Source organism: Streptomyces sp. NPDC001770 (genome assembly GCF_053596135.1).
In genome coordinates this window covers 1-22679 of the sequence record NZ_JBSFFN010000062.1, presented here as the reverse complement: position 1 = coordinate 22679, position 22679 = coordinate 1, and the positions used below count along the sequence as shown (strand labels likewise).

At 72.1% G+C, this 22679-nt stretch carries 18 protein-coding genes and 1 pseudogene; 13 read left to right on the top strand and 6 right to left on the bottom strand.

Translation table 11 applies throughout. The features are described from left to right. Positions 1-21: 21 nt before the first annotated feature. Positions 22-1401, bottom strand: coding sequence for an extracellular solute-binding protein (locus ACWCSV_RS32940; RefSeq protein WP_451148634.1), 1380 nt, complete (start codon positions 1399-1401; stop codon positions 22-24). A gap of 269 nt (positions 1402-1670) precedes the next feature. On the opposite strand from ACWCSV_RS32940, the gene ACWCSV_RS32935 reads away from it, so the two are divergent. Then, positions 1671-2741, top strand: a complete 1071-nt coding sequence (locus ACWCSV_RS32935; RefSeq protein ID WP_451148632.1) for a LacI family DNA-binding transcriptional regulator — start codon at positions 1671-1673, stop codon at positions 2739-2741. A 60-nt stretch (positions 2742-2801) separates the two neighbouring features. On the opposite strand, the gene ACWCSV_RS32930 is transcribed toward ACWCSV_RS32935, so the two are convergent. Further along, positions 2802-3581 carry an HAD family hydrolase gene (locus ACWCSV_RS32930; protein WP_451148630.1) on the bottom strand — a complete coding sequence of 260 codons (780 nt, stop codon included), beginning with the start codon at positions 3579-3581 and terminating at the stop codon, positions 2802-2804. Between the two features lie 124 nt (positions 3582-3705). Between ACWCSV_RS32930 and ACWCSV_RS32925 the strand changes: the two genes are divergently transcribed. The 5 genes and pseudogenes from ACWCSV_RS32925 (at position 3706) to ACWCSV_RS32905 (ending at position 8519) form a co-directional block, all read left to right on the top strand. Then, on the top strand, positions 3706-4986 hold the full coding sequence (locus ACWCSV_RS32925; RefSeq protein WP_451148628.1) for a DUF6357 family protein: 1281 nt from the start codon (positions 3706-3708) through the stop codon (positions 4984-4986). A gap of 356 nt (positions 4987-5342) precedes the next feature. Then, positions 5343-5840: pseudogene (locus tag ACWCSV_RS32920) on the top strand (SigE family RNA polymerase sigma factor); the annotation flags it as partial. 103 nt (positions 5841-5943) lie between these two features. Then, positions 5944-6306 (top strand): hypothetical protein, encoded by a 363-nt coding sequence (locus tag ACWCSV_RS32915; RefSeq protein WP_451148626.1) that lies wholly within the window; start codon positions 5944-5946, stop codon positions 6304-6306. Then, positions 6303-8006, top strand: a complete 1704-nt coding sequence (locus ACWCSV_RS32910; protein ID WP_451148624.1) for a dolichyl-phosphate-mannose--protein mannosyltransferase — start codon at positions 6303-6305, stop codon at positions 8004-8006. The genes ACWCSV_RS32915 and ACWCSV_RS32910 overlap by 4 nt, the downstream gene beginning before the upstream one ends. A 210-nt stretch (positions 8007-8216) precedes the next feature. After that, positions 8217-8519 (top strand): hypothetical protein, encoded by a 303-nt coding sequence (locus ACWCSV_RS32905; RefSeq protein ID WP_451148622.1) that lies wholly within the window; start codon positions 8217-8219, stop codon positions 8517-8519. Between the two features lie 156 nt (positions 8520-8675). Here ACWCSV_RS32905 and ACWCSV_RS32900 read toward each other — a convergent pair whose 3' ends face one another. Continuing rightward, the gene (locus tag ACWCSV_RS32900) at positions 8676-9431 is read right to left on the bottom strand and encodes a dienelactone hydrolase family protein (protein ID WP_451148620.1); all 756 of its coding nucleotides are present in this window, start codon (positions 9429-9431) and stop codon (positions 8676-8678) included. Between the two features lie 496 nt (positions 9432-9927). Here ACWCSV_RS32900 and ACWCSV_RS32895 point away from each other — a divergent pair, with 496 nt between their 5' ends. From ACWCSV_RS32895 to ACWCSV_RS32880, 4 genes are all read left to right on the top strand, one after another. Beyond that, a complete protein-coding gene (locus tag ACWCSV_RS32895; protein WP_451148618.1) occupies positions 9928-11160 on the top strand; it encodes a cytochrome P450 family protein in 1233 nt (410 codons plus the stop codon). A gap of 88 nt (positions 11161-11248) precedes the next feature. Next, on the top strand, positions 11249-11806 hold the full coding sequence (locus ACWCSV_RS32890) for a CGNR zinc finger domain-containing protein (RefSeq protein WP_451148616.1): 558 nt from the start codon (positions 11249-11251) through the stop codon (positions 11804-11806). A gap of 182 nt (positions 11807-11988) precedes the next feature. After that, complete coding sequence (locus tag ACWCSV_RS32885; protein ID WP_451148614.1) at positions 11989-13194, top strand: acyl-CoA dehydrogenase family protein; 1206 nt, start codon at positions 11989-11991, stop codon at positions 13192-13194. A 286-nt stretch (positions 13195-13480) separates the two neighbouring features. After that, positions 13481-14398 carry a TIGR03619 family F420-dependent LLM class oxidoreductase gene (locus ACWCSV_RS32880; protein WP_451148612.1) on the top strand — a complete coding sequence of 306 codons (918 nt, stop codon included), beginning with the start codon at positions 13481-13483 and terminating at the stop codon, positions 14396-14398. Between the two features lie 188 nt (positions 14399-14586). Here the strand turns inward: ACWCSV_RS32880 and ACWCSV_RS32875 are convergent, their stop codons facing one another. Then, positions 14587-15075, bottom strand: coding sequence for a TetR/AcrR family transcriptional regulator (locus ACWCSV_RS32875; RefSeq protein WP_451148646.1), 489 nt, complete (start codon positions 15073-15075; stop codon positions 14587-14589). Between the two features lie 353 nt (positions 15076-15428). Between ACWCSV_RS32875 and ACWCSV_RS32870 the strand changes: the two genes are divergently transcribed. Beyond that, positions 15429-16073, top strand: a complete 645-nt coding sequence (locus ACWCSV_RS32870; RefSeq protein ID WP_451148610.1) for a peptide deformylase — start codon at positions 15429-15431, stop codon at positions 16071-16073. 120 nt (positions 16074-16193) lie between these two features. On the opposite strand, the gene ACWCSV_RS32865 is transcribed toward ACWCSV_RS32870, so the two are convergent. After that, on the bottom strand, positions 16194-17294 hold the full coding sequence (locus tag ACWCSV_RS32865; RefSeq protein WP_451148608.1) for an alpha/beta fold hydrolase: 1101 nt from the start codon (positions 17292-17294) through the stop codon (positions 16194-16196). Between the two features lie 329 nt (positions 17295-17623). On the opposite strand from ACWCSV_RS32865, the gene ACWCSV_RS32860 reads away from it, so the two are divergent. Further along, the gene (locus ACWCSV_RS32860; RefSeq protein WP_451148606.1) at positions 17624-19066 is read left to right on the top strand and encodes an aldehyde dehydrogenase; all 1443 of its coding nucleotides are present in this window, start codon (positions 17624-17626) and stop codon (positions 19064-19066) included. A gap of 204 nt (positions 19067-19270) precedes the next feature. Here the strand turns inward: ACWCSV_RS32860 and ACWCSV_RS32855 are convergent, their stop codons facing one another. Beyond that, positions 19271-20038: an ABC transporter ATP-binding protein gene (locus ACWCSV_RS32855; RefSeq protein WP_451148604.1), complete on the bottom strand. Its 768-nt coding sequence runs from the start codon at positions 20036-20038 to the stop codon at positions 19271-19273. A 294-nt stretch (positions 20039-20332) separates the two neighbouring features. Between ACWCSV_RS32855 and ACWCSV_RS32850 the strand changes: the two genes are divergently transcribed. After that, a partial coding sequence (locus ACWCSV_RS32850) for an FtsX-like permease family protein (protein WP_451148602.1) occupies positions 20333-22679 on the top strand: 2347 nt, incomplete at its 3' end.

Sequence of the window (22679 nt, the reverse complement as noted above, 5' to 3'; positions counted from 1 at the left end):
ATGCGGCTCCTTCGGCTGTCGTCAGGCGACCGGGTTGGGCTGGCGCAGCAGGGTGTCCGCTTCCCGGACCATCTGCCGTACCGCCTTCTCTGCGGAGGTATTGCCGAGCAGCGCCGACTGGAGCGGCTGGCACATGCGGTTCTGGAAGTTGCCGCCCGCTCCGGCGAACCAGTTCGGCGGGTCGAGTACGGCGATCTCGGCCGCGGCCGCGTAGGAGGACTGCGGGTCGAGCTTCGCGTACTCGGGGCGGGCCTGGACCGGCAGGTAGGCGGGGATGTGTCCGGCGCTCGCCCAGGTCAGGCTCTGCTTGATGATCTCGGCCACGTACCGGTGCGCCTCGCGGCGCCGGGCGGGGTCGGGATCGTCCTGGTGCGGCAGGACGAAACTGTGCGAGTCGGCGTAGACGGCCGGCCGGTCGAATATCTGCGGGAAGGGGGCGGCCCCGAGGTTCTTGATGCCGGACTTCCGGAAGGTGGGCAGCTCCCACTCCCCGGCCATGATCATGCCGCCGCGGCCGTCCATGAAGGCGGCCATCGCACCGTTGTAGTCGAGGTTGTTCGGGTTCGTCCGGCCGTCGAAGAGCTGCTTCATGAAGGTCACGACCTTCACCGCCGCATCGACGTCGATCTTCGGCGGCCCGCCGTCGGGCAGCGTGAAGGAGGCGCCGGTCTGGGCGTACAGCGCCAGGAACTGACGCCAGCTCTGGGCGGTGTCGGTGACGTGCCCGAAGAGGATGCCGGAGTGCCCCGTGGTCTTCGCCAGCCGCTTCCCGGCGTCCAGCAGCGCTTCGGGCGAGCCCATCGGCGCCAGCCGGCCGGACGGATCGAGCAGACCGGCCTTTCCGGCCACGTCCTTGTCGTAGAAGACGATGAACGGGTGGACGTCCAGCGGAATCGCGTAGACCGTGCCCGCGTGCTGGGCGCGCTTCCACACGGCGGGGGCGAAGTCCTTCTCCGTCACGCCGTACTCGGCCAGCAGGTCCAGGTCGAAGGGGTCGAGCAGGCCACCGGGTGCGTACCCGGCCAGGCGCGACAGGTGCATGACCGCCACGTCCGAAGCCCGGCCACCCGCCGCCGACATGGCCAGTTTCGTGTAGTAAGAAGGGCCCCAGTCCAGGATCGTCCGGTCCACGTGGAACCCGTCGGCGCCCCGGGAGACCGCCGCGATCATCTCGTCCATCAGCATGCCGTCGCCGCCCTGGAACAGGTCCCACACCTTCAGCGAGGAGGGCCCTCCGGAGCCGGCCGGCGCAGCGCAGCCGGCCAGCGGACCCGCGGCCAGGAGCGCCGCCGCCCCGGCCGCCCCGTACCGGAACAGCCGACGGCGGCCGACGCCGGGCGATTCGTCGGGACTCGGGCCCCAGGCGCCAAGTGGCCTGCGGGCAAGGGGTGCAGAACTCATCACTGACCTTTCGACGGCCGGACGACGTGCCCGGCCGAGGGCAGGCGCCATCGGCACGGCAGCCGTCGGCCGCCCGCGCACATCGGGGTGATCCGCACCGGGTCCACCAGTGCGGTGCCCTGTTTTTACATCGATGTACATTGGCTGTAAAGAGTTGCGTCATCGTCTGTGTGCCGGACCCGTCCCCCGCCCGGCACTCCGGAGCCCGCCCGGGGCAGCCCGGGAGGCACCCATAGACTCGGGGCGTACCAAGGGCTGGGAGGTGGCTGGTGGCACGGCCGAGGATCAAGGACGTCGCACGGCACGCGGGGGTGTCGGAGAAGACGGTGTCCAACGTGCTCAACGACTACGTCCACGTCTCCGAGCGGACCCGGCGGGTGGTCCAGGAGGCGATCGACCACCTCGGCTACCGCATCAACCTCGCCGGGCGGCATCTGCGCAGCGGACGGACGGGCATCATCGCCCTGGTCGTGCCCGAGCTCGACGTCCCGTACTTCGCCGAACTGGCCCGGCACGTGGTCCGGGAGGCCGAGGCGCGCTCCCTGACCGTGCTGATCCACCAGTCGGGCGGGGACCGGGAGCGGGAACGGGCGGCGCTGGCCGGTTTCGGCTCCACCTTCGTGGACGGTGTCATCCTCAGCCCGCTGGCCCTGGCTCCGGAGGACCTGAGCGCCCACGCCGGACCGCCGCCGACCGTCCTGCTGGGCGAGTTGCTGACCGACGGCGCCGACCACGTGGCGATCGACAACGAACGCGCGGCGCGTGAGGCCACCGCTCACCTGCTCGCGCAGGGGCGCCGGCACATCCTCACGGTCGGCGGCCTGGACGACGGGGCGGTCGGCACCGCGCAGGCGCGTACCCGGGGCTTCCTCGCCGCGCTCGCCGAGGCGGGCATCGCGTACGACCCCGCCTCCCTGCTGCCGGTGGACGCGTTCCACATGAGCGACGGGGCCACCGCGGTGCACCGGGTGCTGGCCGAGGGCAGCCGCCCGGACGCACTTCTCTGCCTCAACGACCAGCTGGCGCTGGGCGCGTTGCGGGCGCTGCACTCCTTCGGCGCCCGGGTGCCCGAGGACGTGGCCGTCATCGGCTTCGACGACGTGGAGGGCGGCCGGTACAGCGTGCCGTCACTGAGCACGGTCGCCCCGGACAAGGAGGCGGTGGCCCGGGTCGCGGTGGACCTGCTGCTGCGCCGTATCGACGAGGCGACGCGCCCGGGCCCCGGGCCGGCCGACGAGGGCCGCCCGGGATCCGCGCACCCGCAGGACCGCGTCGTGGCGCACCGCCTCGTCCTGCGCGAGAGCACCGAGGGAGCGGCGGTACGCGACGGGGTCTGGTGAGCGGTGGGGCCGGCGAGCGACGAACTCCTGAGCACCCGGCCCACCGCTCCCCCGTACGCCTCACGGCCGGAAGAGCTCCAGGAGTTCGGTCAGGGTCGTGATGGAGGGGACCTGCTCCGTGGAGGCCTGGTCCGTGGAGGCCTGGTCCGTGGAGGCCTGGTCCGTGGAGGCCTGGTCCGCGGGGACCTGGTCCGTCGTCGCCGTCCGGGACAGCGCCCGGCCCTCGTATCCCAGCGCCACCGCCGCGGAGACGAGTTCCGGGATGTCGTCGACGAACAGGCACTGGGACGGGTCGAGACCGAGCCCGGCGCTCGCGTGCCGGTACATGCGCGGGTCGGGCTTCTCGCAGCCGAGCACCGCGGAGACCGCGTACACCTCGAAGTAGTCGTGGATGTCGAGCCCCGCGTGCAGATCGGGCAGGTCCGGCCAGGCATCCGACACCACGGCCATCCGCACGCCGCGCCGCCTCAGCTCGGTGAGCGTTTCGAGGACGTCCGGGAACAGTTCGAGCACCATCGAGGGATGCACATCACGGCGTAGCCGAGCGAGGAGTTCGGGCGTCGGCCGAAGCCCGAGGCTGCCGAGCAGCACCCGGTGGTAGTCGTCGTAGTCGGGCGTGCCGGGGAAGTCGTCCATGAAGCGATCGCCGGCGGCGATGGCTTCGGCGAAGCGACGGGAGGTGATCGAGGGATCGTGCGCCAGCACGTTCTCCTCGAAGTCCGCACGTGGATTCCACCGGCCGCCGATGGGCCGCATGAGCACGCCGCCGGAGTCGAACAGGACCGCTCGAAGGTCCGAAGAGGGTGATGAGGGAGATGAGGGTGATAAGGAATTCGTCACCGGCCCAGTCTGGTCACCCACGCGACTCGGTGTCGCCGATGGCCGGAAAACGGCGCCACCGCCCACGGGTGCCATCCACGGAGGTCGCCGTCGGATCGGTGCAGACGGCCTCTACTCTCGTCCCATGGGGAAGACCGAGACCGTCAGAGACATCATCTTTGCGCGCGAGAACGGCTGGATACCGACCGTGGTCCGCGAGGACGGCGAGTTGAAGCTGATGCTCGGTGCCGGGGCCGACGCCACGCACGCGCCTCGCACGTTCACATTCTCCATCCGGGAAGCCCATTTCGGGGTGATCCGGCAGGACTTGGCCAGACACCTGCTGCTGTGGAGTGCGGTTCTCCCGCTGTGCGACGCCGCCGGAACCCGGGGCCGGCTCGACGAGAACGCTGCCGTCGCGCTCCTGGACCCGATCCTCCTCTCCGCACCCGCCGACGTCGACGCGCTCTTCCGGCGCATCCCGTGGGAGAGAGGCCGGCTCGTCGCCCACGGGGCCGACATCCCTCTGCTCGATCGCGGTCAGGTCTGCGCGGCGATGCGTGCGGCGACGGAGACGTCCAACGGGAAACGGGCCCAGGAGTACCACGCGAACCGCCGTCGCGCCGGGCGCGGAACGGTCCTGGGCCCGCTCGACACCGCGATTCTGAAGTACACGGGCCAGTACCTGCACGGCTCGACGGTTCCCGAGCGGAAACCCGACGCCGTCGACCCCGCGCTGCTGCCCGGGGTCCTGCACGTGATCGCCACCGCGGAGCAGGCGTGCACCGGGATGTGGATCGGCCGCGATCCGCGACGGGGAAAGCGCGCCACGGACAAGCGCGACTGGGACCGGTTGGCGACGGCGGTCGACGCTGCCGTACGCCGCGCACACCCTGAGCTCGGCGAGGACGCGGTGCGTACCGTGAGCTTCCTGATGTGCTCGGAGGCCGCCGACCGCTCCCGGAACGCACCCGTGGAGGATGACGAGGAGGCTGCCGGCGGCAACGCGGGCTCCGGCGGGAGTGCGAGGAAGACGAGTCTGTCGTTCACCGACGACAAGGGCGTCGAGAAGAAGTGGCTGTCGGCCAGTTCCCGTTCCGCCTCCGCGGAGTTCTGGGAGTTCGTCGGCGACCGGTCCGCCTCGGACAACGAAGTGTTCACCATCGAGGACGAGACGATGGGCGAAGGGATCCAGCTCCACTTCTACGCGGACTCCGCCGCCCGGGTCACGACGGTGCGCGCGGGTGAGGGCGGGTCGGATCCGGAGTACCGGGTCGAGTACAGCCTGGTCGACGGGCTCGACGGCTACCGGGCGCTGGTGAGCGCCTTCGTCCGCGGCGGCTGCGCCGCGCTCGGACAGCACGGCCCCTGGATGCCGGACGTCGCCGAGTTCGAGCGCGCGCGCCGAATGCGCGGCGCCGGGTAACCCCCACGGGTGCCCGCACACACGCCACCGAGTTTGCAGGTGGCCTCGTCGACGAGGGCGATCGGGAGTCCGTTGCGCAAACGCTCGCCCAGGCCGGGGTCGGCGATGAAGCCGCGACCGAAGCTGATGCCCGACCGCCTCGTCGCGTGGCACCGACCCGGAAGACACACACCATGTGATGCAGACCACATGGCGGGAGTGCATAGCAGGACGGGCGCCAGTGTCTTTGTCACAGGTGGAGGGCGTGTCCGCGGTCGCGCGGCGGCATACGGGTCGTCGGCGTGTACGCCGCTCCGCCGCCGGCAGGAGTCGCGGCGGGGCCGATGAGCGGGCGGAAAGGCGAGGGGGCGGGACCGATGGGGCGATCACGGGCAGAGGAGTTCGACCGGTTCGTCACAGCCAGGTGGCCGGCCCTGCTCCATCTGGCGCGGTTGCTCACCGGTGGGGACCGGCACCGGGCGGAGGACCTGCTCCAAGAGGCGCTGGTCAAGCTCTGGTTCGCCTGGCCGAGGGTGGCCGGTCAGGCGCCCGAGGCGTACCTGCGCCGGATTCTCGTCCGTGCCGCGGCCCGCTCGGCGCGGCGGCGCTGGTGGGGCGAGCACCCCGTGGACACGCTGCCCGATCCGCCCGGGACGGCGGACGAGACGGCCGCCGTGGACGAACGTACCCGGCTGGAGGCCACGTTGGCGTTGCTTCCCGCGAGGCAGCGAGCCGCGGTGGTGCTGCGCTACTACCAGGACCTGCCCGAGAGCTCCGTCGCCGAGGCCCTGGGCTGCCCGGTGGGTACGGCTCGTTCGCTGACGGCGCGCGGCGTCGCACGGCTCCGGAGGCTCCTGGCCGAGACGGCCGGACCGGCCGCGACGGCCGAGACGGCTGCACCGGTCGGATCAGTCGGATCGACCGGAACGGTCAGGCCGGGCGGAACGGCCGGACCGGGCGAGTGAAGGAGGAGGATCCATGGACCACTTCGAGCAGGAGCTCGCGCGGTTGATGCGTGATGTCCGGGAGTTGGCGCCCTTCGAGGAACGCCATCGTTACCGGCTCCGGGCTGCCGTGCGCGCCAGGCAGCGCACCCGGACGGCCTGGATGGCCACCGGGTCCGTGCTGACCGTCGCCGGGCTCGGGATCGCACTGACGGTCCTGTCGGGCTCCCTCGCGGACGGCGGGCCGGCCGGCCCGTCGCCCCGACCCGTCACTTCCGCCGAGTCGGTCCCCGTCCCGTCGACGGCCCGCCTCGTTCCCACGGTTCCCGCGGAGGTCTCGACCGCCCGGGCGGCACCACTCGGGTTCGGGGCTCCGAACAGCGGCCGCGTTCAGTGAGCACCGGCCCCGCGGGCGTACGCCCGGCCGGAGTGCGTGCGGTGGACTCCGCCTCCTGGGAGCAGCGGCTGCGGCGGTTCGGGTACGACGCGCGCCCGACGCCGTCCGTGCGCGACCGCTTGGTCGTACCGTTCCCCGAGCCCGTGTCGTGGCCGTGGCGCGCGCTCGGGCTGTCCCGTCCGGCGGCGCGCCGTCCCGGTTGGAGCGGACCGCTGCTGGTGGCGTTCCTCGCCGGGCTGCCGCGCTTCTGGCATCTGGGGAGCCCGCGGGCGTTGGTGTTCGACGAGACGTACTACGCCAAGGACGCCTGGTCCCTGCTGCGGCTCGGCTACGAGAGCGGCTGGCCGGACCGTACGGTCTCCGACCCGCAGATCCTGGGCCGTCCACAGGTGATCCCGCTCTCCGACGCCGGGGCGTTCGTCGCGCATCCGCCGGCGGGGAAGTGGGTGATCGCCCTCGGCGAGTGGATGTTCGGGCTGAACCCGTTCGGCTGGCGCTTCATGACGGCGGTCCTCGGAACGCTGTCGGTGCTGATGCTCTGCCGGATCGGGCGCCGCCTGTTCCGTTCGACGTCGCTGGGCTGTGTGGCCGGGGCGCTGATGGCCGTGGACGGGCTGCACTTCGTGATGAGCCGCACCGCCCTGCTCGACCTCGTCGTCATGTTCTTCGTGCTGGCGGCGTTCGGGTGCCTGCTCGTCGACCGGGACCGCGCGAGGGCCCTGCTCGCGGCGGCCCTGCCGGTCGACCAGGAGGGCCGTACGCGCCCGGACGGGCCCACCGGCGACCGTGCCGGAACGGGGCTGCGCCCCTGGCGGATCGCGGCCGGTCTCTTCCTGGGACTTGCGGCGTCCGCCAAGTGGAACGGCCTGTACTTCCTCGCCTTCTTCGTGGTCCTCACCCTGCTGTGGGACGTCGGCGCCCGCCGTGTCGCGGGCGCGTACCGCCCCTGGCGCGCGGTACTGCGCAAGGACCTCGGCAGGTCGGTGCTGTCGCTCGTGCCGGTCGCCGTCGTGACGTATCTGGTGACCTGGACGGGCTGGTTCCTGTCCGACAACGGCTACGGACGCCACTGGGCGGACGGCCGCGGCGGCACCTGGTCGTGGATTCCCGCCCCGCTGCGCAGCCTGTGGCACTACGAGTACGGGGTGTACCGGTTCAACGTGGGACTGCACGCTCCCCACGCGTACGAGTCGAATCCGTGGAGCTGGCCGGTCCTCGGCCGCCCCGTGCTGTTCTCCTACGTGTCGCCGGAGGCTGGGACGAACGGCTGCTCCCCGGCGGGGAGTTGCTCGCAGGTGGTCCTCGCCCTGGGGACGCCTCTCCTGTGGTGGTCGGCGTGCTGCGCTCTCGTGTACCTGCTGTACCGGTGGGCGCTGCGGCGGGACTGGCGCTGCGGGGCCGTGCTGTGCGCCGTGGGCGCCGGGTATCTGCCCTGGTTCCTGTACCAGGACCGGACGGTCTTCTCCTTCTACGCGGTCGTCTTCGTGCCGTATCTGTGCCTCGCCGTGACGCTGACGGCGGCAGCTCTGGCGGGGCCGCCGGGAGCGGCCGACGGGCGCCGGCTGCGGGGGACGGTGGCCGCGGGACTGGTGGTCTTGCTCGTCGTCTGGAACTTCGTCTACTTCTTCCCGGTCTACACGGGGCAGACGATTCCTTACGCCGGCTGGCGGGCCAGGATGTGGCTCGACACCTGGATCTGAACGGGCCGCCCGCGCCGGGATCGCCGCCGGCGTCCACTGCGGCGAGTGGGAGATTCGGCGAGTGGGAGATGCGCCGCCACGACCGCGAACGGCCGCACGGCGACCGGCCCCGCAACCCGCCGAGTTCGCCGGCCGCCCGCCATTCGGCATGCGGCGTGCGGCGTGCCGGACGCCCAGGATCCAGCCCTGTGCCCACCGTGGAGTGCGGTCATGGATGAGGTGCCCTGGTTCGAGTACGAAGAGGACGACCTGGACGTCGCCCGACGCGCGTTCGTGGACGCCCTGGCCGAACGTGCGCGATCCTGGCAGGTGGACCCGCGCGACACCGTCGTGCTGCCGCCGGCACACATCTACGCGGTCCGCTACGAGCACGCGGGCACGGGGCAGGGCCTCGGCGAGGGCTTCGAAGACGCACTGGCACCTGACGCGCCGCGGAAAGGACTGGCCACGGACGGCGTGATCCGGGGCCGAAACAGGATCAACCGTGCCGGCCTGGGCGCCGGCCGGACGTGATCGCACACGTCCGCGGTGTCCGCCCCGATCAGTGGCCACGGGACGCCGGCGAAGTGCCGTAGCCGCCCTCGTACCGGGACGGTTCCCGGCCTGGAAGCCATGCGCCGGGGAAGCAACCCGCCCCTTCGGCCCGCCGCCGGTCCGCGGCGCACGTGCTCAGAGGGTGCGGGCGAACAGCTCGCGCAGCGCCGACCAGTGCCGCTCGGTCGCCGCGGGGTCGTGAGCCGCCGTGTCGGACTGCGTGTAGCCGTGGTGAGCGCCCTCGTAGACCTCGCACCGGTGCTTGACGCCCGCGTCCGTGAACGCCTGCTCCAGCCGGGCGGCCTGTTCCTCGGGCATCGACGGATCGTCGTCGGCGTGCGCGAAGTACAGCTCGGCGGTGATCCGGTCGGCGAGCAGGTGGGGGCTGTCGGGCGCATCGGTCGCCAGCGAGCCTCCGTGGAAACCCGCCGCGGCCGCGACCCGGTCGGGATGGGTGCCGGCCGTGATCAGCGCGAGCCGGGCTCCCATGCAGTACCCGGTGATGCCCACCGGTCCGTCCGCGGTCAGCGGTGAGCCGGCGAGCCATCCCAGGTAGGCGTCGGCGTCACGTTCCGTGAGTTCGGGGGTGAGCGCGCGCATCAGCGGTACGACCTTCCCGAAGATGTCCGGGCGGGTGCGGGTGTCGATGAACTCGGGCAGCTCCACGACCGGGGCGCGCCCGTGCCGGTAGAAGACGTTCGGGACGAGCACCGTGTAGCCGCAGGCGGCGAGACGGTCGGCCATCGCCTTCAGGTGCGGCCTCACACCGAAGGCGTCCTGGTACATGAGCACGGCCGGGTGGGCGCGTCCGTCGTCCGGGTGGACGAGGTAGGCGTCGGCGGTGCCGTCGGCGGTGACGATGTCCACGAGCGTTCCGGTCACTGAGGTCATGACGGGGAGTACCTCTCCTCGAAGGGCTTCTGAGCGAGCGTGCCGATGCGGCCCCGCGCTCACGCGCGGAGAACGACGCTCCCACGCGTCGGATCACCGTACCGGCCGTCAAACGCGCGTACGCGCGCACTTCCCGGCACACCGAGCGGGCGTCGGCGCGGGCCCGAGGAGATCTCTGCGTCGACGAGTCGGCATCGCCTGGGGAACGCCGTGGATGCCTTGCTGTCCGCCTTCGGTCTCACCACGACGCACGGGTGGATCTGGTGGAGGCGCTGCGCGTACCGACCGGCTTCGACGACGACCGGGTTCCCCGGCGCCGGAGGGGGCATGCACGATACGCGTGCCCCCTCCGGCATGTCCGGGGTGCGGCCGGCCCGAACCCCGCGCGAGCGGGCTCGTTCTCAGGACAGCGCATGGGCCGTACCCCCGCCACCGTCGGGGAGCGCGCTGGACTCCGTACGACGGCTCCGCACGGCCACCAGAACGGGAGAGACACATGAGTTCACGCGAGCAGTGCCCGTACCGCGACGGCAGGGTGGTCATCGGTCCCGCGTTCAAGGCGGACGCTCCCGCCCGGTACGCCCGGCTGCGGGCGCTCGGCCCCATCCATCCGGCCGAGTTCCACCGCGGTCTCCAGGGCTGGGTGGTCGTCGGACACGACCTGGCCCGGCAGGCGCTGAACCACCCCGCCCTGCTGAAGGACGCCACGCCCGCCGCCGATGCCCTGGCCGCCGCCGGTTACGTACTCCATCAGCCGTCGGTGGGACTGGGCGCGCAGATGATGGAGGCCGACCCGCCCGAGCACGGCCGTCTGCGCCGGCTGGCCTCGGCCGCGTTCACTCCCCGCCGTACGGCCGAACTGGCGCCGCGCATCGAGCGGATCGCCCACGACCTGATCGACGCGATGCCGCCCTCGGGCGAGTTCGACCTCATGGAGGCGTTCAACAACCCGCTGCCCGCCTCGGTCATCGCCGAACTCCTCGGCATCCCGGCGGAACACCACCCGGACTTCCGCCGCTGGTCGGGGCTGGCACTCCAGGTGGCGTCGCCCGGGCACCGGCCGGCGCTGGCCGGACTGCACGGGCTTCTGGCCGAGCTGGTCGCGGAGAAACGGCGTCGCCCCGGGGACGACCTGCTGTCCGCCCTGGTCGCCGTCCGCGACGAGGAGGACGGCCGGCTGTCGGAGGAGGAACTCGTGGGCACGGCCATGATGCTGGTCGTCGCGGGCCACGAGAGCACCGTGAACCTGCTCGGCAACGCCGTCCTGGCCCTGCTGCGGCACCCGGAACAGCTCAGGCTGTTGCGCGAGAGGCCGGAACTCATGCCGAGGGCCGTGGAGGAGTTCCTGCGGTACGACACCTCCGTCGAGCGCTCCACCAGCCGCTACGCCAGTGAGGACCTCGAACTGGGCGGGGTCCGCATCCCCCGGGGCGGCATGATCACCGTCGCACTCGGTTCCGCCGGGCACGACCTCCCCCGGACCCGGGCCGACGACCCCGCCGTCCTCGACGTGACCCGGCCCGCCGCCCGTCATCTGGCCTTCGGCCACGGCATCCACTACTGCCTGGGCGCCCCGCTCGCCCGGCTGGAGACGACCGTGGCCCTGCGCGTCCTGCTCTCCCGCGTCCCCGGCCTGGAGCTCGCCGCCCCGGTTGATTCGCTCGACTGGATCGGCTCCGGCATCATCCGCGGCGTGCTGTCCCTGCCGGTACGCCGTCACGCCTGCTGACGGCCGCACCATCGGCTCGGCCGTGCGGCGGAGCGCGAACAGATGACGACCCTTGCACCCCCCTGCCGTCACCTGTCAAAATGGTGATGTGAATCTCGACCATGTCTTCGTATGCGAGCACCCCGCTCTCGACTTCGCGGCCACCCTCCGTACACGGCGGTCGACCCGGTTCGAGATGTTCGTGACGCCGGAGCGGCTCAACGCCTGGTACCTGGAGTCCGGGCTCGTGGACACGATCACGCCCGCCGGGGAGGACGACGTCCGAGCGGCGACCACCGTGCGCGAGGCCGTCTACCAGCTCGTCACCAACCGGCGTCTCGGCGAGGCCTTCGACCGGGAGGCGCTCGACGTGCTCAACGCCGCCGCGCTCAGGACTCCGGTGACGCCCCAGCTCACGAGCGCCGGGCGGCTGGTCGAAGCGACCGCCCCCCAGGCCCTGGCGACCGTTGCCCGGCAGGCCGTCGAACTGCTCGGCGGCCCCGAGGTCCCGCTGCTGAAGGAGTGCGGCAATCCCGAGTGCACCCGGGTCTACATCGACCGCTCGCGGGGAATGCGCCGCCAGTGGTGCGGCATGGAATCCTGCGGCAACAAGATCAAGGCCGCCGCCTACCGGGCGCGCAAGAAGGCGGCGCCCGCAGCGCACTGACCACGCCCCGGCCTGTACACCCTGGGGAAACCGGGTGGAGAGAGCTGACACGCGGGTGCGTCCGGCGGACAGCGGCCCGGGGCGGACTTCCGTGAGCGCATGGTGCGGTCCACGCCCGGGTCGTGGGGCCGACTTGGCCCGAACGACGGATCTCCGGGTCCCCCCGGTGATCTCCTGGGGTGGTGACGAACTCATCGACCGGCGCCGGGCGCGCCACGCCCGCCGATCCGACGCGCACGCTCCTGGCGGCCGCCCAGGGCATCGCTCCCGTGCTGAGCCGTACCGCGGAGGCCGCCGAACGCGACAGCCGGCTGACTCCCGAGGCCGAACGGGCTCTGCGGGAGGCCGGCCAGTTCGCCCTCGGTGTGCCGCGGCGCTTCGGCGGACCCGAACTCATGCCCGCCGACAGCCTGGAGGTGACCGCCGAACTCGCACTCGCCTGCCCGTCGAGCGCCTGGGTGGTGATGGTCTCGTACGTCGCACAGCAGATCGCCGCCTCGTTCGGGGAGAGAGCCCGCCACGACCTGTGGCGCGACGGCCCGGACGTCGCGCTGTGCGGGGTGTTCGACGACGCGGGAGCCGTCTCCCGGCCGGTCGAGGGCGGAATGCTCGTCACCGGCACCTGGTCCTGGGCCTCGGGCTGCCACCACGCCGACTGGGCCCTGCTCGGCGTACCGCTGCCCGGCGAGTCCGGCGACGCGCCGTCGCGCGGGCTGGCCCTGATGCCGGCCTCCGGCCTCGCGGTCGGGAGGACCTGGGACATGGCGGGGATGCGTGGAACCGGCAGTGACACCCTGGTCGCCGACGAGGTGTTCGTCCCGCGCCACCGGCTCCGGCGGTTCGCCGACGTCGCCCGGGGAACCGGGCTTCCCGAGGAGCCGCTGTACCGGATTCCGCCGGGATCCATGACGCTCGTGTCGATGGGCCCCCTGCTGGGCGCCGCGCGGGCGGTTCTGCGGCTCACCCTGGAGGCCGTCGGGAGCGGGAAACCGATGGCCATGTCCCTGCACGCCCGCCTCGCCGACTCACCGAGCGTGCAGGCGGCGCTCGCCGAGGCGGCCACCCTCATCGACTCGGCCCACCTGCATCTGAGGCGCTCGGCCGAGTCCGTGGGCGCGGCGGCGGTCTCGGGGACCGTACCGTCGCCGATCGAGCGCGCGCGGGTCCGCATGGACGCGGGACACGCCTCCACCTGCCTGCTCCAGGCGGTGCAGATGCTGCTCACCGTCGGCGGGGCGGGCAGCTTCTCGGCCGCGAGGACCGTACAGCGCCACTGGCGCGACCTGGAGACGGCTTCCCGGCATCCCACGCTCAACCCCGGGCTCGCCAAGGAGATGTACGGGCGGGCGCTGGTGGGAGACGAACGGCCCGTCAGTCCCATGGTCTGAGCCCCCGGCGGGTTCGCGACCGGCCGCCTTCTATGGTGTGAGGGGGGATCAGGTACACCGAGGAGCCGGAGCGCGGCCCGCTCCGCCCGGAGGCACTCGGTCCGGCGACGGAGGAGTACGTGTCCGTGGGACGGCACCGAGGGGTATCCGCGGCCCGAGGCGGACATGGGCTTCGCCACCGTCCGTACCGGGGAGGCCGCGCGGACGGTCGCCGCCCTGGAATCCCTGCTCGGCATTCCCCTGACAGACACGGTCTCCGACCGTGTGACCTCATGAGGAGAAGCACATGCGACTAGGTCTGGCCCTTCCCACGTTCGGTCCCGACGCCCGGCCGGAAGGCATGCTCAGCGTCTGCGGTACCGCGGAGGAACTCGGGTACGACTCCCTGTGGACGGGCGACCGTGTCCTGGCTCCGTTGACGCCGAGCACGCCCTACCCGAGCACCGACGGCAGGATGCCGCGGGAGTACGAGAACCACATGGACCCCCTGGTGGCCCTGACGTTCGCCGCGTCCCACACGACCCGCGTCGAGCTGGGAACGAGCACGCTCAACGGTCTGTGGCATCCGCCGCTCATGCTGGCCCGGTCGCTGACCACCCTCGACCTCCTCAGTGGGGGACGTCTGGTCGTGGGCCTCGGCCTGGGCTGGATGCCCGAGGAGTACACCGCGGTGTCCGTTCCCTGGAAGGGCCGGGGCGCGCGGCTGGAAGAGACCATGGACGTCCTGGAGAAGTACTGGGCCAACGACGTCTTCTCGCACGAGGGAGCACTGTTCACCGTCCCGGAGACCGTCGTGGGGCTCAAGCCCCACCGGCGGCCCGGGCCTCCCGTACTGCTCGCGGCGTTCACCCCCGGCGGCCTGCGGAGGATCGGGCGCCGGTTCGGCGGCTGGCTGCCCGTGGCGATGCCGCTCCCACGCCTCATGGGCATGTGGGACGTCATCGTCGGGGCGGCGGTGGAGGCCGGCCGGAACCCGTCCACCCTCCGTATGGCGCTGCGCGTCAACCCCCAGCTCACCGACGTACGGACCGACGACGAGCAGATGCCGAGGGCGGGCACCCTCGGCCAGTTCATCGACTACGCGCGAGCCGCCGCAGCGGCCGGGGTGCACGAACTGTTCGTGGACTTCGGGCAGTCGCCCGCCACGCTCGACGAACGCGCCGACCTGGCCGGCCGCTTCCTCGAAGGAGTCCGGCGGGGCTGACGCGGCCCCGGATGCGGTGGGACCGCCACCCCCGGGGAGGGCGGGGCCGGGCCGGGAGGGACCGCTCGTGGGTACGGGAGGGACCTGCTCGTGATCCGGAAGGACCGGTCGTGAGCCGGGCCGGGAACGACCCGCTCGCCCCGGAAGGCTCCGCGCCGAGATGTCGTCCCCGGGCGCTCTCCGCCTGGTCAGTGCGCTCCGAGGCCACGCAGCAGCGTGTCGACGACCACGTCCGCCGCCTGCGCGGGGCTCAGATCGGGCATCGTCCGGGACACCAGGTGCATGAGCTGGGGCAGTAGCGCGCTTACCCATCCTTCGGGTTGGCCGGGGCGCAGGAGGCCTTCGGTGGTGGCGCGGTGGAGGAAGGCGTCGACTTCGGCGACGGACGCGTCGCGGCGGGGGTGGACGGTGTCGTCGGTGAGCATGCGGCTGAGGTCGACGGGCCAGGTGCGGTTGACGGCGATGATGTTCTCGACGTAGCGGTGCAGGGCGACGGCGACGGGTGCTTCGCGCAGCCGGGCGTCCTCGATGGCCCGTTCGATGGCGGTGAGGCGGGCGTCGTAGATGGCCGCAAGGAGGTCCTCGCGCGCGGCGAAGCGCCGGTAGACGGTCCGCCGGTCCACGCCCGCCTCGGCGGCGATGCTCGCCACGCTCGCACCCGGATCGACGGCGAGCATCCGCGCCCCGGTGGTCAGGACGGCTTCCAGATTGCGTGCTGCATCGGCTCTCACACCACCGATCCTAGGGCGGGTACGACCGGCGGAATGTGCGGGTTGTACGTCCAGCGCCTCTCGCGCGTGGGGAAACGCTCGGTGGATGCCGCGACCCTGCGGCGGTTGGCCGGTTCGGTGCTGTTCCGTCGGCGGATCCCGTGGCCTCTGGAGCGCACCGCAGTCCGAGCGACGTGACAACGGCGACCGACTGCCGACGAGGTGACGAGGTGACGACACCGCCTCCGGCCCGGGGTGAGGGGCCGGCGGCCCGTCCGCGCGATTCGTACGCATCCCGGAGCGGCTGGCAGGCTGCTCCCATGACCGATTCGAAGACACGCATGTCCCTGGCCGAGCGCGTCGTGGAACTCCTTTCGTCCGACGGGCCGTTGCCCATCGTCGCCGCGGGAGATCCCGTCCTTCGGCGCGTCGCGGAGCCGTACGACGGGCAGCTCGACGACGCTCTGTTCCACCGGTTCCTGGCCGCGCTGCGCGGGACGATGCACGCCGCCCCGGGCGTGGGGCTGGCCGCGCCCCAGGTCGGAATCCCGCTCCGTGTCGCGGTGCTGGAGGACCGGGCGGTCGGGGCGCCGGACGTCCTGGAGGCACGCGGACGCACCCCCCTGCCCTTCCGGGTGCTGGTCAACCCCCGTTACGAGCCCGAGGGCGATGCCCGGGCCGCGTTCTTCGAGGGCTGCCTGAGCGTGCCCGGCTGGCAGGCCGTGGTGGCCCGCCACGCATCCGTGCGGCTGTGCGCGCAGGACGGGACCGGCAAGGCGATCGACGAGGTGTTCACCGGCTGGCCGGCGCGCATCGTGCAGCACGAGACCGACCACCTCGACGGCGGGCTCTACCTCGACGTGGCCCTGTCACGGTCGCTGTCGACCAACGAGGCCGTGGTGGAGCGCTGGTCGGCGCCGACCCCCGGGGAAGCCGCCAGGGAGCTGGGATTCGAGCTGCCGTAGTGCGTGCTCTGCCGTGACGACGAACCCTGCCCTCCCTGTGCGGTGACCGCAATGACCGGGGCGCGACTCTTCTCCCACCGTCGGGCGACCGATGCGTGAGGTGTTCGACGGGCCCCGGGCTCAGAGGCGGTCGGCGTCGACCACGGCCTGCGCGAAGACGGTGGGCGCCTCCTGCGGCAGGTTGTGGCCGATGTTCGCGATGGTGCGGTAGCCGTAGGGCCCGGTGAAGTGGCTGCGGTAGGAGGCGCCCTCGCCGGGCGGGGTGAAGGGGTCGAGCGCCGGGTCGAGGGTAATGGTGGGAACGGCGATCGGGGGCTGCGTGGCGAGCTGCCTCTCGTAACGCTCGTAGCGTCGGTCGCTCTCGATCAGGCCGATGCGCCAGCGGTAGTTGTAGAGGACGACGGCGGCGTAGTCGGGGTTCTTGAAGGCCTCGGCGGTCCGCGCGAAGGTGGCGTCGTCGAAGTTCCAGTTGGGAGAGACGAGGGTCCATACGTAGCGGCACAGCGCGATGCGCTGCTCCTCGTTCTCCATGGCCTTCTTGCCGCGGTCGCCGGCGAAGTACCACTGGTACCACCAGTTGCGCTCGACGGCGGGGGCGGCGGGTTCCAGCTGCGCCTTGAGGTCGGTGATGAGGTAACCGGTGGTGGAGACCAGCGCCTTGACGCGCTCGGGCCACAGCGCGGCGATGACATCGGCGGTGCGCGCGCCCCAGTCGAAACCGGCGAGGACCGCCTTCTCGATCTTGAGAGCGTCCATCAGCGCGATGGTGTCGAGAGCGATGGCGGACTGTTCGGCGGTGCGGGGGGTGCGGCGCGACAGGAAGGTGGTGCTGCCGTGACCGCGGACGTAGGGAACGATGACCCGGTAGCCCCGGTCGGCCAGGAGCGGTGCGACGTCGACGAAGCTGTGGATGTCGTACGGCCAGCCGTGCAGGAGAATCACGACCGGGCCGCGAGCGGGCCCGGCCTCGGCGTAACCGACGTTCAGGACACCCGCCCTGACCTGCTTGAGCGTGCCGAAGCCGGTGTGCGTACCCGGGGTGACGACGGGCACGGTGGACACGGGTGAACCGCTCGGCGGGGTCGGCCCGGGCGGCAGGATCGAGCCGCTCGGCCCTGGCGGCACGGTAGCGGCGTTCGCCGTGGTCAGACCGCCCGACGAAACCGTGGCCGCGCCGGTGATCAGGCCGGCGGCCTTGCTGAAGGTGCGCCTGTTGATCATGTGAAACCCCTCCGTCGTGCGTTTCCGGTGACCGACCCGAACCAGGGGAACTCTTCCGTCCGCATGGGCGGTACGAGGCTCGCCACGGCTCGTGGCGCGACGACTCTCACACAGGGGTCGTCACCTGTCAAACAGGTGACGTCTGAGCGTGCCTCTACAAGAGCAACGGTTCCATGGAGCATCACTCACATACTGTCACTCAAGCGCGCACTTGATGACTTTAAATGCTACATTAGAGTGACAGTTAAGGGCCGCGAGATCCCGAACCCGACAGAACCCGAGACCCCGGCAGAACCCGAGAACGTGAGAACCCGAGAGAGAGAAAGCGCATGATCACTTACGACCGGCTCTTCATCGGCGGCTCCTGGGTGGCACCGAGCGACCCCCGCCTGCTCGACATCGCGTCACCTCACGACCGGTCGGTGATCGGCCGCGTGGCGCAGGCGCGGCCGGCGGACATGGACCGTGCCGTGACCGCGGCGCGGGAGTCGTTCGAGGCGGGCGGGTGGCGGCTGGCCCCGCCGGCTGAACGCATCGCGGTCCTGCGGCGGTTCAACGCCCTGCGCGAGGAGCACGCGGAGAAGGCCGCAGACCTCATCTCGCTGGAGAACGGTTCCGCGGGGTGGTTCACGCGGGCCGGGCAGCCCGGTCTGACCCGGCAGGCGAAGGCCTACTTCAAGGCGGCGGAGGAGTTCGGCTGGGAGGAGACGCTGGTGCCGTCCGACCCGGCGTCGCCCGTGCGCAGCGTGGTGCGCCGCGAGGCGATCGGTGTCGTGGCCGCGGTGATCCCGTGGAACTCACCCTTCTCTTCCGCCACTTCGAAGATCATCCCTGCACTTCTCGCCGGCAACTCCGTGGTCCTCAAGGTGTCCCCCGAGAACTCTCTGAGCATGGGCTTCCTGGCAGAACTGCTGGAGCGGTCGGGACTGCCCGGCGGCGTGATCAGCGTCCTGCCGGCGGACCGGGAGACCAGTGAGCATCTGGTGTCGCACCCGGAGGTCGACAAGATCGCGTTCACCGGTTCGACGCGGGCCGGCCGCCGGATCGCGTCCATCGCGGGTGAGCAGCTCAAGCGGGTCAGCCTGGAGCTGGGCGGCAAGTCAGCCGCCGTCATCCTCCCGGACGCCGACATCGCCGAGGCGGTGGCGGGCCTGAAGTTCGGTTCCCTGCTCAACAACGGCGAGTCGTGCATCGCGCAGACCAGGATTCTGGCTCCGCGCGAGAAGTACGAGGAGGTCGTCGGCGCGCTGAAGGAACTCGTGGAGTCGCTCCGGGTCGGTGACCCCAGCGATCCGGACACGTTCATCGGTCCGATGATCCGTCCGGATCAGCAGGAACGGGTCCGCGATTACATCCGGCTCGGTATCGAGGAAGGCGCCCGTCTGGTCACCGGCGGCCCACAGATCCCGGAGGGGTTGGAGAAGGGCAATTACGTCACCCCGACCGTCTTCGCGGAAGTCGACAACTCCATGCGCATCGCCCAGGAGGAGATCTTCGGCCCGGTTCTGGTCGTCATCGCCTACGACGACGAAGACGATGCCGTCCGCATCGCCAACGACTCCCCCTACGGCCTCTCCGGCGGCATCTGGTCCGCCGACGAAGAGCACGCCCTCGCGGTCGCCCGCCGCATCCGCACCGGCACCCTTGCCCTCAACGGAGCCCCCCTCGCCTTCGACGGCCCCTTCGGCGGCTTCAAGAACAGCGGCATCGGCCGCGAATACGGCACCGTGGGCCTCGGCACGTACACCGAATACAAGACCATCACCGTCTGACCGCGGAACCGCGGACATCACGGCGTCCCGGTTCGCCTCACCGGCGCCGGCGCTCCCGCCAGGGCCTTCCGGGGCGGGCTCCCGGCGGGCCCCCTTTGCGTCCTCTCCCGCGGGCAAGGACCTGCTCGACGGCTTCGAACACGCCGCCGGCCGCGTCCGGGCCGTACGGCAGCGCACCGTCGTCCGCGGATGCACGGTGCGGATCTACGGTGAGGCGCTCGCCGAAAGCGGCTCCACCACCGCGTGTTCGACGATGTGTCCGTCGCGGAGTTCCAGGACCCGGTCGGCGAACCCGAGCAACTGGGGGTCGTGGGTGGCCACCAGTACGGTGACGCCCTCGCTGCGCACCAGGGCGCGCAGCAGCCGCATGACCGCGAGGCCGGTCTCCGCGTCCAGTTGCCCGGTGGGCTCGTCCGCGACCAGCAGGGCGGGGCGGTTGGCGAGCGCCCGGGCGATGGCCACGCGCTGCTGCTGGCCGCCGGAGAGTTCACCCGGGCGCTGCGCGGCGTGGTCGCCGAGTCCCACGAGGGACAGCAGGAGCGCGGCCCGCTCCTCGCGTTCGGCGGGGTCGGTCCCGCGCAGCCGCATGGGTACGCCGACGTTCTCCGCCGCGGTCAGGATGGGGAGCAGCCCGAACGACTGGAAGATGAAGCCGACGCGGTCCCGGCGGAGTTCCAGGAGCCCGTCCTCGCCGAGTCCCGAGAGGTCGGTGCCCCCGACGGTGACCCGGCCACAGTCCGGGGTGTCGAGGCCGCCGACGAGGTTGAGCAGGGTGGTCTTTCCGGAGCCCGAGCGGCCCTTGAGGGCGACGAGTTCCCCCCGGGGGATCTCGAAGGTGACTCCGCGCAGCGCGTGCACCGCCGCGTCGCCGGTCCCGTACGAGCGGCGCAGGTCCTCGACCCGCACCATGGGGCCGTCGGCCGGGCTCACGGCCGGGGCCGTAGCGTTCCGCGCGCCGGTCCGTCTTCTCATCGCTGGTCCCCCCTGCGTGCGTTGCCGCGCCTCGGCGGTCGCCAGTATGTGCGTGGGGCGCCCGGAGAAGCAATGCGCGTCGGGGCACCGTCCGCGTCCGCACCCACGCCCGCCGGGAGGTGGTGGCGCAGAGGAACCGGGTGGTCACCACGTGTTCGGAAATCGGTCTCCCGTGTCCGTACAGCGCTCACGATCTCATCTCGATGTGCCGGCCGGAGGTTTCTGGAGCCGGTGTGCTCTGAAAGCATCCGATGTGCGCCGGGGGGCGCGGGTGATGAGGTTTCGGGGGATCAGGTGACGGAGTTCGTCCTGTTGCGGGTGCGCGCGCACCGGCTCCTGCTGTCCGCTGCCCTGCTGGCGGTCCTGCTCACCACCTGTGTGCTGACCGCGCTCGCCGCGTTCTCCGGTTCCATGGGCGATGCCGCCCTGCGGTACACGCTCACCCGTCGTTCCGCCGAGCGGTCCTCCCTCGTCGTCTCGGCCGACGTGGGCCTGGAGCGACGCGAGGACGCCGACGCGCTGGTGCGCCGCGCGGCCGGCGAGACCTTCGACGGACTTCCGGTGACGGTGCGGAAGATGGAGAGTTCGGGCCCGTACGCCCTGCCGCGGAGCCTGCGACCGGCGGCGGAGCGGCGGGGCAACCCCGACCTGACGCACTTCGCCTCGCTCGACCCGAAGCGTGTGCGGCTCGTCGCGGGCCGCATGCCCGCCACGGGTGAGGGGGAGGCCGGGGGGCCGGTCGAGGTGGCCTTGCCGCGTGCGGCCGCCAAGGCGCTGGGGCTGGCGCCGGGCGCCCGGATCACTCTCACGGACCGGCTGAGCGAAGCACCCGTGCCGGTCGAGATCACCGGCGTGTACCAGGTGGCCGACCAGGCCGACCCGTACTGGCAGTTGGACCCGCTCGGCGGCCGGGGCGCAGGTGAGGTCGTCTTCACCACGTACGGCCCGCTGCTGACGGACCCGGCCGTGGTCGACTCGGGCCGGCTCAGTGCCGGACGGGTGTCCTGGCTGGCCACTGCCGATTTCCGCACGGTGACCACCGGCCGGACCGGCGCCCTGCGACGCGCCTCGACGGACGTGCCCGAGTCCCTGGCCGCTTCCGCGGTGTTCGTGGACGGCGCGACGGTCCGTACCTCACTGCCGGCCGTCATCGACCAGGTCGAGCGGGCCATGCTGGTGGCACGCTCCACGATCATGATCGTGGCCGTTCAGCTCGTCCTGCTCGCCGGATACGCGCTGCTGCTCGTCTCCGGCCTGCTGAGCAGTGCGCGGGCCGGTGAGACCGAACTCCTGCGGGCCAGGGGCGGTTCACGGGGAAGAATCGCCTCTTCCGCCGCGATCGAGGCGCTGTTGCTCGCGGCCCCCGCCGCGGTCGTCGCACCTCTGATCGCCGGGCCCCTGACCAGGTCGCTCGCGAGGCTGGGCGAGCTCGGCCGGATCGGGCTGAGGCTCGACGGCGGGGTCGACGGCACGGTCTGGCTGGTCGCCGCCGCGGTGGCGCTGCTGTGCGCGCTCGCGGTGCTCGCCCCGGCGCTCGCGGCGGGCGGGCGCCGGGCAGGCCGTGCCTCCGCGCTGCCCGCCCCGGTGCGGGCGGGCGCCGACATCGGGCTGCTGCTCGTCGCGGGGGTGGCGTACTGGCAGCTGGACCGCCAGACCGGCGCGTCCGGTGGGGGTGCGCTGCGCGGCGATCGTGACGGCGCGCTGGGCATCGACCCGCTGCTGGTCGCCGCTCCCGCTCTGGCCCTGCTCGCCGGCACCGTCGTGACGCTGCGGCTGCTGCCGCTTGCGGCCAGGCTCGCGGAGCGCGGCGCGGCGGGCGGCCGGGGTCTGACCGCCGCGCTGGCCGGCTGGCAGTTCAGCCGTCGGCCGCTGCGGGGTGCGGGGCCCGTGCTGCTGTTGGTGCCGGCGGTGGCGATGGGCATGCTGGCCATCGGTCAGAGCGCGTCCTGGGGCCGGTCGCAGGGCGACCAGGCCGACTTCAGGTCCGGTGCGTCGGTACGCATGGTGGGCGGGCTGTCCAACGACCCGGCCGGGGCGGCCCCGTACACCGGACTGCCGGGCGTGCGGAACGCGGCGCCCGTGGTCCGCACGGAATCCCCGCTGTCCGGCGGCCGGACGGCCGAGGTGCTGGCGCTCGACACCGCGCACGCGGACGAGCGGATGCTGATGCGCGAAGACCTCGCCGGGGCGTCGCCGCAGGCGCTGTTCGACGCGATCGCGCCGCCGGCCGCCGGACGGACCGGTGTGGTGCTGCCCGCCGACAGCACACGGGTCCTCTTCGATCTGCGTATCAGCGACACCTCGGCCCCGGGCGGCACGTCGCCCACCGGCTCGGCTCCTCAGGTCGGCGTGGTCCTGGAGGACCGCTACGGAATCCGCTACCGGGTGGCCGCGGGCACCGTTCCCGTCGACGGGCGGGCCCACGCGCTGTCGTTCCCCGTGTCCCCGTCGGGCGGACTGGCCGTGACCGGATTCGAGCTGGACAGCGCCGTGCCCCGGGGACGCGCCGAGCAGCGCCTCGTCTCCGTCGCACGGCTGCGGTCGCTCACCGCGGACGGCGGTGAGCGCGCTCTCCTTGGCGCCGCGCAGCAGCACCACCATGGAGAGGACGACGATGACGGCGGCCGGCACGTTGACGACC

Excerpts from the sequence above, each read along its gene's own strand:
- ACWCSV_RS32940 (WP_451148634.1), bottom strand. The coding sequence starts at position 1,401 with ATGAGTTCTGCACCCCTTGCCCGCAGGCCACTTGGCGCCTGGGGCCCG.
- ACWCSV_RS32925 (WP_451148628.1), top strand. The coding sequence starts at position 3,706 with ATGGGGAAGACCGAGACCGTCAGAGACATCATCTTTGCGCGCGAGAAC.
- ACWCSV_RS32915 (WP_451148626.1), top strand. The coding sequence starts at position 5,944 with ATGGACCACTTCGAGCAGGAGCTCGCGCGGTTGATGCGTGATGTCCGG.
- ACWCSV_RS32905 (WP_451148622.1), top strand. The coding sequence starts at position 8,217 with ATGGATGAGGTGCCCTGGTTCGAGTACGAAGAGGACGACCTGGACGTC.
- ACWCSV_RS32900 (WP_451148620.1), bottom strand. The coding sequence starts at position 9,431 with ATGACCTCAGTGACCGGAACGCTCGTGGACATCGTCACCGCCGACGGC.
- ACWCSV_RS32895 (WP_451148618.1), top strand. The coding sequence starts at position 9,928 with ATGAGTTCACGCGAGCAGTGCCCGTACCGCGACGGCAGGGTGGTCATC.
- ACWCSV_RS32880 (WP_451148612.1), top strand. The coding sequence starts at position 13,481 with ATGCGACTAGGTCTGGCCCTTCCCACGTTCGGTCCCGACGCCCGGCCG.
- ACWCSV_RS32875 (WP_451148646.1), bottom strand. The coding sequence starts at position 15,075 with ATGCTCGCCGTCGATCCGGGTGCGAGCGTGGCGAGCATCGCCGCCGAG.
- ACWCSV_RS32870 (WP_451148610.1), top strand. The coding sequence starts at position 15,429 with ATGACCGATTCGAAGACACGCATGTCCCTGGCCGAGCGCGTCGTGGAA.
- ACWCSV_RS32865 (WP_451148608.1), bottom strand. The coding sequence starts at position 17,294 with ATGATCAACAGGCGCACCTTCAGCAAGGCCGCCGGCCTGATCACCGGC.
- ACWCSV_RS32860 (WP_451148606.1), top strand. The coding sequence starts at position 17,624 with ATGATCACTTACGACCGGCTCTTCATCGGCGGCTCCTGGGTGGCACCG.
- ACWCSV_RS32855 (WP_451148604.1), bottom strand. The coding sequence starts at position 20,038 with ATGAGAAGACGGACCGGCGCGCGGAACGCTACGGCCCCGGCCGTGAGC.